Origin of the sequence: Sporosarcina sp. FSL K6-6792, assembly GCF_038004885.1 — a bacterium.
Classification (GTDB): Bacteria; Bacillota; Bacilli; order Bacillales_A; family Planococcaceae; genus Sporosarcina; species Sporosarcina psychrophila.
The window spans coordinates 900521-913492 of record NZ_JBBOSA010000001.1 but is presented as its reverse complement, the minus strand read 5'-3'; the positions used below and the strand labels follow the sequence as shown (position 1 = coordinate 913492).

Genomic DNA, 12972 nt, shown 5'->3' with positions numbered 1-12972 from the left:
TCTATGGAGACAAGAACAAGCACTTGGCCCAAAAAAGTAGTTTACAAGAACTATTGAAAAGTAATATTTCCTGTCATACCAATAACTGCATGATTGGATTCAGTCAATGCTAAGCATTCACATCCTCCCGTAAGACCTTCTTAATAGGTATCGAAAATTAAAATAACATGATTAGTCTTTAGATTTTCACGAATTATAATTTAATGTATTAAAACACTCTATTGGCAGAAGATAAGAACAAGTCTTAGCGATTTACGGATGAATTGTATTTATTGTGACCATTCCTGAAGGTATCATCCAGACAGCACTCGGGAAAGACCTTACGATGAGAAAAAAGAACATTTCATTAGTGATTGCGGCGGCGATTAGTTTATAAAACGGAATAGTAATATGGAGGAGGTGTTAATTCATGAGAGCGATACAACGGATTGCTTTGGCATTAGTAATTATTGGTGCTATTAACTGGGGTTTAATTGGGATTTTTAAATTTGATTTAGTAGCATCAATATTTGGTGGGCAAGAGGCATTTTTGTCAAGGGTGATTTATGTTCTTGTTGGTCTAAGTGGACTGGTTTGCTTAGGGATTTTGTTTAAACCAATGGAAGAAGTAGTTGAGGATGCAAATCATCGCAACTTTAGAAATCTCAATTACGACACGGAATTTGGGGAAGAGACAGACTTTTCAAAGGTACAAGCATCTTCCGAAAAGAAATCAGGTGGAAATAAAGTTAAAGGTAAAAATAAGAGTAAAGGTTCTTCAAAAAAGAAGAAATAATGAAAACAGTGTGAAGTTGCGATATTTTTGGAAATATCCCTGTCCATGTCAACAGAACATAGACAGGGATATTTGCTTGAAAAAGTATCTGATCCAAACACAATGAGTAATATTCAGGGCCCTAGACTGGGCGTAGTTTGGAAACCTAATTGCAATTGCAGATCTGGTTGCGATGGATAATACACTTAGTATTCCTCAATGGGGAATAGGGATTGTAATCGTAGCTGTATTGGTTTCATCATTTTAGGTGGAGTTAATCTAATTCTAGGTGTTGCAGAGATTATCATTTCGTTCATGGCATACATGTTGGTTGCATTCGTATTCATCATAATGAATATCAATCTATAACTTAAAGTCTACGCTTTGATTTTTTAAAGTGCTTTTGCCATGAATCCTATTCTTGAATCTAAGAAGATTTGCATGCTGAGGTTTGGGAATAGGACTATAAGCTGGATTCTTATAATCGTTTAGAATGTTAGGATTACCATTCTTGCCTATACTTAGTATTTATACATATAGAAAAGTGGAGGGGATTTGCTTCTACTATAATTCTGAATTAGACTCAAAAAATAGTTGAAATCAGCCATGTATATGAATGGCTGATTATTTCGTGCTTTCATTCTTTCAAATAAAATTGTTCGTCATATTGTGTCATGAGACGGTCCTTATATATGTGGACAAATACGTTAAATGTAGTGTGGTAAAATAGGGTAGGCAACGATTTGTGGAGTTGAACCGAATCAAGAGCAAACAGATTATTTACGATGTAAATGGGGGGAAAATATGAGGTTGAATCAATTTATTAGCTCATCGGGGCTTTGTTCCAGGAGAAAGGTCGATGTGTTGATAAAAGAGGGGAAAGTGACAGTGAATGGGAATCAGATTTCACTAGGACATGTGATTTGTGAAGGAGACCGGGTAGAAGTGGATGGGCAACTTATAAAAGCGAAAGAAAATGATATTTATCTTATGCTCAATAAACCACCGGGTGTGACGTGCACCGCAGCGAGCCGTATTGAAGGGAATATTATCGATTTCGTCAATTACCCGGAAAGAATTTTTCCTGTTGGACGTCTAGATAAGCAGTCTGAAGGATTAATTCTTCTGACGAATGATGGCAGCATTGTAAACGAGCTTTTACTGGAAGAAAATAATAATGAAAAAGACTATATGGTCACAGTTGATAAAAAAATAACGGCGGCGTTTATAGATGAAATGGCTAAAGGCGTGGAAATTTATAATCCTAGAAAAAAAGGGAATGTACTAACAAAGCCGTGTATAGTCATTCAAATAGATGATAATTGTTTTAAAATCACCTTGTCACAAGGATTGAACCGACAAATTAGAAGAATGTGCAGACGGTTTCAAATTAATGTCACTCGTTTACAACGGGTGAGGATTAAAAAGCTCCCTCTTGGTACATTAGCACTTGGTGAATGGCGTCAATTATCGAAAGAGGAAATAGCTGGGTTGAAATGAAATTGTATGTAAGTAGTAATTTTGAAAATTCGAAAGTTCGAAAGTTCTTAATCTCTATGAAAAGTACTGGCTTTTTCTAGTGTGTTTACTCATGGGGTTGAATTGACATAAATGAGTTTGGCTCGAAAAGTGAAAAAATTATGGGAGTGTACATACGCCTTTAGGACATACTACAATTTGAACGGAAAAATTGTAGTATGTCTATAAGGAGGTGAAAGAACTAATGACGAAAAACAAAAATATCAATAGTGATCACAATAACGATAAAGGGAAGAAAGCCACTAGTGTAACGCCTCAAGGTTATGGAGATACTGAATTCGCTGAAGAGCCAAAAAGCAAACTGGAAGAAAGAGCTAAAAAGAAAAATACCAAATAGACTTTAGGTGTTCAACACATTGGTATGACCAGATAGAAAATGCCCTGTCTCGAAACAAGAGACAGGGCATTTTCATTTTTACTATAAAAGACTTTTTACGAATCACAGGACTTGTATTTTGTTCCGTTGGTTCTTATTTTTTCGTATTTGATAAATAGCAATCAGCAAAATGAACCAAACAGGAGTTATGAACAAAGCAACACGAGTATCTTCTGCAAGTGCTAGTACGACAAGAACGAATGCAAGGAAAATAAGGATTAAGTAATTGGAAAATGGATGAAGTGGCATTTTAAATTTGTTCACTTTCGCAAGGTCTGGTCTAGTTTTACGGTATTTCAAATGACAGATGACAGTTATTCCCCAAATAAAGATGAAACACACTGTAGAAATACTTGTAATCAGTGTAAATACGCCTTCCGGCATCACATAGTTCAAAACAACAGCGATCAGAATAATAACGGTTGAAAAGAACAGTGCATTGGAAGGGACTTTGTTGGTAGTCAATTTTGTAAATGGTACAGGTGCATTATTATCTTTAGCTAGCGAGTATATCATACGGCTTGTGCTGAAGACGGCGCTGTTACATGCCGAAGCTGCAGATGTTAGGACGACGAAATTGACGATACCAGCAGCTGCAGCGATACCGACTGCAACGAAAACTTGAACAAACGGGCTTTCCAGTGGATTGATAGCGTTCCACGGATAAATACTCATAATAACAATCAGAGCACCGATATAGAATATTAATATCCTAATAGGAATATTATTGATTGCTTTCGGGATAACTTTTTCCGGGTCTTCGGTTTCTCCTGCTGTCAGTCCTACAAGTTCAATGCCTACAAATGCAAATACAACCATCTGGAATGATAGGATAAAGCCATGAATGCCATTAGGGAACATACCACCGTGGCTCCATAGATTAGAGAAGCTGGATGGACCTGAATCGGTAGAAAAACCTTTTATAATCATGAAGATTCCGATAACAATGAGTCCAAGAATCGCGATGATTTTAATTAAAGCAAACCAAAATTCCATTTCGCCAAAAAGTTTAACAGTTGCAAGATTCATAAATAGCAAAATGACAAGTGCAATTAATCCTGGCATCCACTGTGGCACTGTAGGGAACCAAAACTGGGTATACAGACCAACGGCAGTTAAGTCAGCCATTGCGATTGAAATCCAGCAGAACCAATAAGTCCAGCCTGTAACGAACGCAGCCATATTCCCCATATAGTCTTGTACAAAGTCAACAAAAGAGTTATATTCCAAATTGGTTAAGAGCAGTTCTCCAAGTGCGCGCATGATTAAAAAGCAAACTATGCCTGTAATCAAATAAGCAAATAAAATGGAGGGTCCTGCTAAATGAATCGACTTTCCGGCACCAAGGAATAATCCTGTTCCGATTGCTCCCCCAATGGCAATTAGTTGTACGTGCCTGTTTTTTAGGCCTCTTGCCAATTGTTGTTCCTGCATACGAATTTCCCACTCTCTACTAGTTATATGTCTTGTTTAAAATATCATACAATTGCAAATTAATACCCTAATGAAAGTTTAACATGTTTTCAGTTAACCGAACAATAGAGGGGTTAATAGTCATTATATTGCGATAAAAAAGTTTTATCCAAAACTATTCTAGGTGTCTGCAGTAATGCTTCTTTATTGTTTTATTTTGAACTTCAAACTACGCTTGATTCTGAAGAGGTTGGTATAGTGAATTGAAAGAACCAAATTCACCGGACTAGGCTAAAATAGGACATAAGTATAAAAAAGCGTATCGATTCAGCAACTTTTGCTGTCCAATACGCTTTTACAAGACATGATTTTCTGTTTCAATAAATGTTCCGGAAACCGAAATTGAATTCGTTCCAGTTCTGAATTTCATATGTAGGTTTAGCGGTAGTTGAGTTTTTCTTTTGTTGCGGATTGAACCAACAAGTATCGATACCAAAGTTATTTCCGCCTTGAATATCAGATGAAAGTGAATCCCCAATCATTAGGACACGGGACTTGTCTGTTAGTTGCAATTTATTGAATGTATACTCGAATATCTTTGACTGTGGTTTTTGGTAACCTGCCTCTTCAGATGTAATAATAGCTTCGAAAGAGTTTTTTAAGACTGATCCACCGATTCGAGCTAACTGAACATCTTTAAATCCGTTCGTCAATATCGCCAATCTGGAACCTTTAAGGCTACTCAGCATTTCTGTCACACCGTCAATAAGATGAACTTCTTTACCCAAGTTATCAAGATAAGTTTGCCCAAAAACTTCCGCATTCATATCGAGGCCGTGTTGCATGAACAATCGCTTAAACCTTTCTGTTTTTAACTCCATCAGTGTGATATGCGCTTGTTCCAAATCATCCCATAGCAACTTGCTGATTGCGTTGTAACTATCCCTATAGTCCTTCAACCCATTCGGAAAGCCGTTTGATTCGAAAGAGTGAGTGAACGCACGTTTTTCTGTTTCGCCAAAATCAAACAATGTATCGTCTAAATCAAATAAAAATACATCATATATCATAAAAATTTCATCCTTTACAAATTAAAATTTTCTATTGGATGATAGTATAACATGGTTTACACTTTTAACATCAGCAATAATTGGCACACAGAACTAGTTCCATTCATTAAAAAAGTGCGACTGCAGAACTAGCTCATCTGCACGCGCACTTTTTAGATTTTCGGAAATAACTTTCTTGCTGCTATAAATAACCAAGTACATAAGATGAAAGGGAACGTTAGCGCAGGCAGACCAAGTGGATCGAGAAGGAACTCCAATCCTGCAGTAATTGGAACTGTCAAGGTGGCAGCTACTATTCCAGTCAGCGGCGTTTTTTCTGGTTTATTATCAAATACGAGACTGACGGCTATGATTGTCAAAACAGCGTTGTAATTATATAAACCTAAATTCAATGATTGCGCATCTACACCCATAAAATAAGCAGCAAGCCAGGATACAAACGTACCGATAATTGCATAAACTCCAAATCGCCAACCTGCCAAGAAAAGCCCTACAAGAATTAGGGAGCCTGTCAAAAGAGAGTCAATGATGAAAACTTCACCGATTCCTTTTATCAATCCAACTAATAAAGTTGGCGTTCCCTCAGTTTGTAAATTCCAACGCGCGGGGGAGCTAATGACAAAACCAGGATCCATGTGAAGCACGTCGGTCCTGTAAGTAACAAGTAGCCCAATCCAAGTAATAAAAACGAATGGCACTGTTAGTATAGGGATTCCCCATTTAGCAATCCATTTCGTTAGTATAGCCATTGATAAAGCAGCAATTGCAGCGGCAATCAGTGCAATCAGCCAGCGATTTCCCCCAGTTAAAAAAAGAACTGCGGCCATTCCACTTAGAACGGAATTAAAACTGTAAATTCCAGCCCGAATCAGCGAATGATCTCCACCGCAATACCGCGCGGTAAGGGTTCCTATTATAGAAGATAGAAAAGCCATAAGACCAAGAAATGGTGAATGAAGCGTAATCCCCATTAGTATTAAAAACCCTGAAAAAGCATTATCAACTAAAATAACTTGCGAAAAGCCTTTTAACGACGCTGAAATAAGAATTATAAACTTATTAAGAAGTGTGGGATTTGAATTAATTTGCCGCATTTGGACATCTCCTGTTTATTATTTGCGTTAAAGAGTTCATAAATTAGTTGTCCAATGAGCGCAAAAAATAGTGATATAAAGTACCTTTTAAATACTATTTAAGTATAGTACCACGAAAAGGGCTTTACTTATACAAGAAAAAGTGTAAAATGATAATTTGTAAATAAAAACTCATTTAGGAGTGTCCAATGAAATTATCAGAGAAAAATGTTCTGATTGCCACAGGCGTATTGTTTGTAATTGTCGTCGCCATGTTGAACCTTGGTAATAATGAGACTGCTAAGCAACTTGAGAAGCATTCTAATATAGAAATCTCTTCATCATCCTATAATGTGAATGATGGAAAATTAACATTGGGATTCGAGAAACCGACTAAAGAATTTGAATTAGCACGAATAACGATAATTGATAAGAACAGTAATTCGTTTAATGGAGAGCCTACGAAGCAGAAAAATTATATACTAATTGATGCCTATATCCCTGAATTAACTAAAGGGGATCTATTGAATATAGTAATCGAAGATACTATTTCAACAAAGGAATTAAAGATCGAGTACCAGATTCCTGAAAATATAAGTATCACGATTTAATTATAAGTTGAAGACATTCGAGGGCTTTTAGGTGCAATATCCTTGTCTTCATTATAAGATTGAAAAACCTGTGACTGATTGTTTCCGAATATGGAGCAATCAGTTTTTAGTTGTCCAAATATAGGTCTGGAAATGTGGCCTTTATAAATCAGATTAACTGTCACCTCTATTAGTAATTGAACCAATTGAGTGATTGTATACATTTATCCTGAATACAGTGTCATACTTAAGAATAGACCCAATTTACGAAAGGAAGGCATGCTTAATGGGACATAAATCAACCATAAATGTGGCGATGCGCTGTGGGCTTGAAATTACGGCTAACGCACGCAAAGAACTCATAAAATGGTCAACGGATGAGCACGCCTTTTTTTCGATGCAGGTTGCCTTCGATGTACATATTGAAAAGCGTCCCAATAATAGACAGGGCAATATGTCCTTTTCGTTGTTCTTCGACAATGGCTCAAACGAAGCTTTGTCGAAGCGTTTAAACGATAGAGTAGCTGTAATGGAATGTGTTTATCAAAATGATGGTTTTTTAGCGACTGGTTTCCACGTTAGGGGCCGTAGAGAACCCGTACAGACGAACAGACGTCTTCCAGTACGATTGAAGTTTCTTGTAGGCCGTAGTGCCGGCGTCGCGATGCCTATCGATTTGTACACAAGCATTAGAGAATTACCGATTGCACAAGAACGTTCTGAGTACGTGAAGAAAAGAATTGCCAGCTGGGAAGGTTATTTACGAATTCAAGAAAATAATGCGGATGTTGCAGATTTGACAACAACTTTTTCAATGGCCAGTTTTAATGAAGATTTCAGTAAACTAAGTATTGTTTGCAGTGGATTAAAAGGAAATGAATGGAATACAATTAAAGGTTTTAGTGCCAAGATGAAAGGGCTATCAAATGACATTGGTAGCGTCATAAATACAGATAGGTCTAAGAAAGTTATTGAAATCGAACTGAGTCGGAATTATAAAGAGATGGCAAGACGGAATGAATGGCATCCGAAATCGTATAAGGAAGTTGTATTTAGTAACTTTGCTGAACTTAGCCAAGTAAAAAGATTAAGGAAAGGTTTTAAAGATCTCCAAGATGGTCTAGCTGCAAATGCAAATTTAGAAAAGGTCCTTTTCGAGGAGCGGCCAGTCGTTCGTATTTCAAAAAAACAGCAAGAGCTTGTTTTTCATAATGAATTAAATGAGTTTCAACAAGAAGCTGTAACTGGGGCCATGACGTCAAATGATTTGTACGTGATTCAAGGGCCTCCGGGGACCGGAAAGACGACAGTTATCTCTGAAATTTGTCATCAAAATGTCAAGGCGGGGTTGCGTACACTCGTCGCCTCACAAGCAAATCTAGCGGTGGACAATGCACTCGGTAGATTATTAACGCATCAAGATATTCGGATTTTACGTTACGGTCGGACAGATAGTATTGAAGAAGAAGGAAAAAAGTTTATTGAAGAAAATGTAGCTTTGAACTGGAAAAACGTAACGTTAAATGCAGTGAATAATCAACTTCAGTCAAATACTGAAAAAGAAGCACAGCTTCAAGATGAGTTAGTGAATTGTGAAGTGCGATTGAAAAAACTTCAACAGGACCTGCTGTCGCTAGATGAAAAAATAAAGCAAAAAGAAGAGGCCGAAGCACAACATCTTCTCCTCTCTAGCGAAATCATGAAGCTCAGTAAAAAAGCAGTAATCTATAAAAAGGAATGTGAAGAATTAGTAGGAAATGAAGCTGACTTCAACAAATTAGCGGACGCATTAAACAAGGAAATCACTCAACTTGAACAAGTTATACAAGTTGAAAACATAAGTCCAGAGACAATTGAACAGATGGAGAAATTAGAACCTCAATTAGAGCAAATGCGTTTTTACATAAGCTATCGTCAAACAATACACATGATTGACGAGTCAGAAAATGCTATCGCAAGTATAGGTAAAGAACTGGAACTAAAAAGCAATAAAATTGATACTATTCATGTGTTTGTGAAACAGTTAGATTCAATAACCAAAATTGACTTATTGAAAAATCGACTAGAGTTTTTCGGAATAGTGCCGACATTCAATACGAATTGGAAAATGACCGAATTAAATAAGTTGATTGATTCAATTAAATCCGACACGTCTAGTGGCGAATACAGTGAATGGCAAGAATTACAAAAAAGACTTTTAGCGGCTATTGAGATGATAGAGCGTTTGTTGAAAGAGCATGGATTTTTGCCAAATGCAGTTAAAAGAACTGTGAACCAAAAGTATAGGTCAGTAACAGATATTCATGGGCTCATTGATCGTGTTGGGAAATTTCTAATCGATCCAGCGACTAAAAGTAGTCTTGAAACGAGGAATTATTCGGCTCAAAAATATGATAATCTCGATAAAATCGCGATTGCTTTAGAAATGTTACGTGAAAGAAAGAATTATGTGCAGACACAGGGCGGAAATTTGGAAAAACAAAATCAAATTAGGTTGGATGCCAAAAAAATGTTTGCTGTTATTAAGACAGAAATAATCGATCATACCAATCATTTTATATCAGAAATAGAACAGGAAAGAAGCGCAATGCAGCGTAATGCAGAGAGTCACCAAATAACGCTAAGTGACCTTCAGCGAACTGCTGAAAAAATTCAAGAAGAAGTTGGAACTGTCGATGAAACGGTATCACTTAGAGCAGTGAAAGAGCAATTGAAGCAAAAAGAACAAGCCTATGCCGACTATATGGATAAGAAGGCGACACTTAAACGATATATCAATGAGTTGGATGCTAAAAACAGTGAAGTTGACGTTAATACTCAAAGATTACAAAACAATAGAGCTAGGCTCCAAGTCATAAGTGAAGAACTTGATTCGGTAAATGCAGAGCGCCTGGAGCAGGAAAGCCTACTAGCACCTTTAGTGGAATTGCTAGCTCAGAATCCCGAAGAACAGCGTCAACAAGCGCAAACTTCACTCATGATTTTATCGGAAAAAGTGAAGAAACTCAAAATCGTCAAAGAACGTTTGCCTATCAACCATTCACTTCAAGAAGAATGGAGGACACTGCTCACGGAAGCGAATGAATATGATCTTGACGAAATCCGAAAACTATATGTACAGCATGCGAATGTCATAGGTACAACTTGCGTCGCGTCTGCGAGACGAGATTTCATGGAGGAGTATCCGACATTCGATGTGGTCATTATAGATGAAGTTTCTAAAGCAACACCTCCCGAATTATTGCTACCAATGTTAAAAGGGAAAAAGATTATTTTAGTGGGGGATCATCATCAGTTACCACCACTTATGGGGCAAGATACACTGGAGGAATTACTTGAGGAGAGCGACAATACTGAAGAAAAGAATGAACTAGAAAAATTGTTGAAAGAATCATTATTTGAACGTCTTTTTAGAACATTACCGAAGCAAAACAAAACAATGTTAGCCATCCAGTATCGTATGCACGAAAGTATCATGGAAACTATTACGCCTTTTTACAAAGAAGGCAATTATGGTCTTCAGTGTGGTTTAACGGACTCAGATTCTGTTCGTGATCACTTGATGGAATCCCGCTATGTGCAAAGGAAAGATCATCTTCTCTGGTTTGACATGCCAAATGAACCGCAGTATTTCGAGGAGAAGGTTAAAGGGGGAACAAGTCGCTTTAATCAGGCTGAATTGACGATGATAAAAAAACTCTTGATGGATTTAGATAAGGCAACTGAAAATGCGAAAAATGCTGGAAGAATGAAGCAGGAAGACAAAAAAAGCGTTGGTGTAATAAGCTTCTATGGTGAACAGGTGAAAAGAGTAGACCGGTTAATTCAGCAAGAATTAATCCCGCAGCATCTACATTGCAGAACAGGTTCAGTGGACAAGTTTCAAGGCATGGAAATGGACGTCATTATTTTAAGTTTCGTTCGGAATCACCAAGATAAGGGTGGTGACATCGGATTTGCGAGGGACTACAGGCGTCTAAATGTTGCTTTGTCACGTGCGCGGGAGTTGCTCATAATCGTGGGGAGTTCGGGTATGTTCACGATGAGGACAAAACATCCAAGTTCAAGGGAAATGTATGGACGTCTTTTAGAAAGCATCAAATTGAAAAATGGGCTTAGGAATCTTGAAGGAACTGCAAAAGTATGATTTATAGGGGGATCCCTGTGTATGAATGACTTAAAGGGACGGTTAACAAAAGAACTTCAACAGGACTTTAATGTAAAAATAAAGGGTTCTCTATCATGGAGTTTACCTGTTAATTCAGTCGAAATTGTCTACCAAACCGTTATGCGCACGAAAGTGGATATTCTGATGAAAATGATGTTGATTGCTTTTGGAAAAGCCGATATTGCAACTGCTGAAGAGTTGAGTGATATTCTACTCGTTGAACAGCTTTTTATCAATGATTTGATTGATAAAATGTCGAGAACTGGTGTAATCGAAAAAAGAGAAGGTTTTTACTCTTTAACAGAAGTTGGGGTCCGGCAGTTTAAAACGGGTATTTTCGTACATGAACCAGAAAGTGGATCAACACATGCGCTTTACAGTCCATGCCATCGAGCATTTCTGAATGGAGAAATAAAGAATATTGCATATGAAGAGAAGGAACTTTATCGCTTTAAAAGCGAAATTGATGATTGGTCTGTAGCGAAGCTTGAGGATTCAGTTCTAATAGACGCGCTTAAAACGATGGGCATAGAATCAGGTGAAGGAAACGTTCAGATTGTAGTGTCTGAAATTGTATCCGCTTCTGACATTCAAGTCGATTTGGTTCCTTGCATTGAATTTCATCTGTATAACGAGGCAGAGGATTTACTCTATGCAAGGGTGTGGAATACGCTGTCAGAACACTGGGATGAGACGCTCGAAGCACAATTGAATGAAAAAGAACGGAAAAAGTGGCGAGAGATATATTTATAATGAATTTGATACAGATATCTAGGTGAAACGGGAGAATCCTTTAGTTGGGGAATCTCCCGTTTATTAATTGCATAAACTTCGCCTTGTAGTTGTCCTAGTAGTACGTATGAAATAATTGTTAGAGTGTCAGATAGAAGTATTAAAAGGTCTCTTATTTGGGTGGATAGAATCAAAAACTTGTGCTACAGTTAATTCGCAGACAAGTTCAACTAGTTTAGTGCATAAAAAATAAGAAATGTAGGGATGGAATATATGAAAATAGTAGCAGTGGATATTGGGGGAACATCTATTAAGATGTGTATAGCTGATGAGAAAGGGAATGCTTCTGCTTTTAAAGAATTCGATTCTGAAGCTGAGAAGGGTGGACCACATTTAGTTGATAATATAATCACGAAAATCATAGACGCTTATACAGGATTTGATGCCATTGGTATTAGTACAGCCAGTCAAGTAAATAGTGAAGAGGGCTCTATCATTTATGCGAATGAAAATTTTCCGAATTATACAGGTATGAAAATAAAAGCGATTTTTGAAGCTAAGTTCGGTGTTCCTGTGAAAGTTGAGAACGATGTGAATGCGGCTGCACTAGGGGAAAACCATTTTGGTGCTGGTAAGAACTTTAACGATTTCTTATGTTTAACTTACGGAACAGGTATAGGCGGAGCAATAGTAATTGATTCCACTGTTTATAAGGGGCTTAATGGAGGTGCAGGTGAATTTGGACATATGATTTTGCATCCTGGAGGCGAGAAGTGTAATTGTGGCTGTGTGGGATGTTACGAGATGTATGGATCGACCACAGCTTTAGTAAAAAAAGCATCGCAACTTGATAAAAAGTATATCAATGGTCGAAAGATTTTTGAAGGTCTTGAACAAGGTGATGTGAAATTAGAAGAGGTTCTTAATGACTGGGTACTTGAAGTAGCATATGGCCTCGTTTCACTAACACATATCTTTAATCCTCCTGCGATTATTATTGGCGGTGGGGTCATGGAGCAAGATAGATTAGTAGCAATGGTGACTAATAAAACAAAAGAATTAATGTTGAAAAGTTTTTCTAATGTGGAAATATTGAAAGCTTCCCTTGGTAATAAAGCAGGATTATTAGGTGCGGCATCATTGCATTTTCCTAGCAAAGACTAGAGAAAGTATTCACTATACAGCTTTGTGAAGGTCGAAACTTTGAGAGATAGCTCCTTTTGTTACTTCTATGATTGAGAGTGATCACATTAAGTG

Annotated in this window: 10 protein-coding genes; 7 read left to right on the top strand and 3 right to left on the bottom strand. The window is 37.3% G+C overall.

The genetic code is table 11. The features are described from left to right. Window positions 1-409 precede the first annotated feature (409 nt). The 3 genes from MKZ26_RS04475 to sspL all read left to right on the top strand — a co-directional run bounded on the left by MKZ26_RS04475 (window position 410) and on the right by sspL (window position 2630). On the top strand, window positions 410-775 hold the full coding sequence (locus MKZ26_RS04475; RefSeq protein ID WP_340764652.1) for a DUF378 domain-containing protein: 366 nt from the start codon (window positions 410-412) through the stop codon (window positions 773-775). A gap of 783 nt (window positions 776-1558) precedes the next feature. Beyond that, window positions 1559-2254, top strand: coding sequence for a pseudouridine synthase (locus MKZ26_RS04470; protein ID WP_340764650.1), 696 nt, complete (start codon window positions 1559-1561; stop codon window positions 2252-2254). 223 nt (window positions 2255-2477) lie between these two features. Continuing rightward, entirely contained in the window at window positions 2478-2630 is a 153-nt protein-coding gene (sspL, locus tag MKZ26_RS04465) for a small, acid-soluble spore protein L (protein ID WP_067208623.1), read from the top strand. Between the two features lie 102 nt (window positions 2631-2732). Here sspL and MKZ26_RS04460 read toward each other — a convergent pair whose 3' ends face one another. The 3 genes from MKZ26_RS04460 to MKZ26_RS04450 form a co-directional block, all read right to left on the bottom strand. Next, entirely contained in the window at window positions 2733-4103 is a 1371-nt protein-coding gene (locus tag MKZ26_RS04460; protein WP_067208625.1) for an amino acid permease, read from the bottom strand. Window positions 4104-4459: 356 nt separating this feature from the next. Continuing rightward, complete coding sequence (locus MKZ26_RS04455) at window positions 4460-5152, bottom strand: YjjG family noncanonical pyrimidine nucleotidase (protein WP_067208628.1); 693 nt, start codon at window positions 5150-5152, stop codon at window positions 4460-4462. A 152-nt stretch (window positions 5153-5304) separates the two neighbouring features. After that, on the bottom strand, window positions 5305-6246 hold the full coding sequence (locus MKZ26_RS04450; RefSeq protein WP_340764649.1) for an urea transporter: 942 nt from the start codon (window positions 6244-6246) through the stop codon (window positions 5305-5307). Window positions 6247-6434: 188 nt separating this feature from the next. On the opposite strand from MKZ26_RS04450, the gene MKZ26_RS04445 reads away from it, so the two are divergent. The 4 genes from MKZ26_RS04445 to MKZ26_RS04430 all read left to right on the top strand — a co-directional run bounded on the left by MKZ26_RS04445 (window position 6435) and on the right by MKZ26_RS04430 (window position 12879). After that, the gene (locus MKZ26_RS04445) at window positions 6435-6836 is read left to right on the top strand and encodes a hypothetical protein (RefSeq protein WP_340764648.1); all 402 of its coding nucleotides are present in this window, start codon (window positions 6435-6437) and stop codon (window positions 6834-6836) included. A gap of 265 nt (window positions 6837-7101) precedes the next feature. Beyond that, on the top strand, window positions 7102-10962 hold the full coding sequence (locus MKZ26_RS04440; protein ID WP_340764647.1) for an AAA domain-containing protein: 3861 nt from the start codon (window positions 7102-7104) through the stop codon (window positions 10960-10962). A gap of 21 nt (window positions 10963-10983) precedes the next feature. Next, window positions 10984-11736 carry a hypothetical protein gene (locus MKZ26_RS04435; protein WP_340764646.1) on the top strand — a complete coding sequence of 251 codons (753 nt, stop codon included), beginning with the start codon at window positions 10984-10986 and terminating at the stop codon, window positions 11734-11736. Window positions 11737-11988: 252 nt separating this feature from the next. After that, a complete protein-coding gene (locus MKZ26_RS04430) occupies window positions 11989-12879 on the top strand; it encodes an ROK family protein (RefSeq protein WP_340764645.1) in 891 nt (296 codons plus the stop codon). Window positions 12880-12972 lie beyond the last annotated feature (93 nt).

Bases quoted from the DNA above. Each gene is read 5' to 3' on its own strand.
- MKZ26_RS04450 (WP_340764649.1), bottom strand. From the start codon at position 6,246: ATGCGGCAAATTAATTCAAATCCCACACTTCTTAATAAGTTTATAATT.
- MKZ26_RS04440 (WP_340764647.1), top strand. From the start codon at position 7,102: ATGGGACATAAATCAACCATAAATGTGGCGATGCGCTGTGGGCTTGAA.
- MKZ26_RS04470 (WP_340764650.1), top strand. From the start codon at position 1,559: ATGAGGTTGAATCAATTTATTAGCTCATCGGGGCTTTGTTCCAGGAGA.
- MKZ26_RS04460 (WP_067208625.1), bottom strand. From the start codon at position 4,103: ATGCAGGAACAACAATTGGCAAGAGGCCTAAAAAACAGGCACGTACAA.
- MKZ26_RS04445 (WP_340764648.1), top strand. From the start codon at position 6,435: ATGAAATTATCAGAGAAAAATGTTCTGATTGCCACAGGCGTATTGTTT.
- MKZ26_RS04455 (WP_067208628.1), bottom strand. From the start codon at position 5,152: ATGATATATGATGTATTTTTATTTGATTTAGACGATACATTGTTTGAT.
- MKZ26_RS04430 (WP_340764645.1), top strand. From the start codon at position 11,989: ATGAAAATAGTAGCAGTGGATATTGGGGGAACATCTATTAAGATGTGT.
- sspL (WP_067208623.1), top strand. From the start codon at position 2,478: ATGACGAAAAACAAAAATATCAATAGTGATCACAATAACGATAAAGGG.
- MKZ26_RS04435 (WP_340764646.1), top strand. From the start codon at position 10,984: ATGAATGACTTAAAGGGACGGTTAACAAAAGAACTTCAACAGGACTTT.
- MKZ26_RS04475 (WP_340764652.1), top strand. From the start codon at position 410: ATGAGAGCGATACAACGGATTGCTTTGGCATTAGTAATTATTGGTGCT.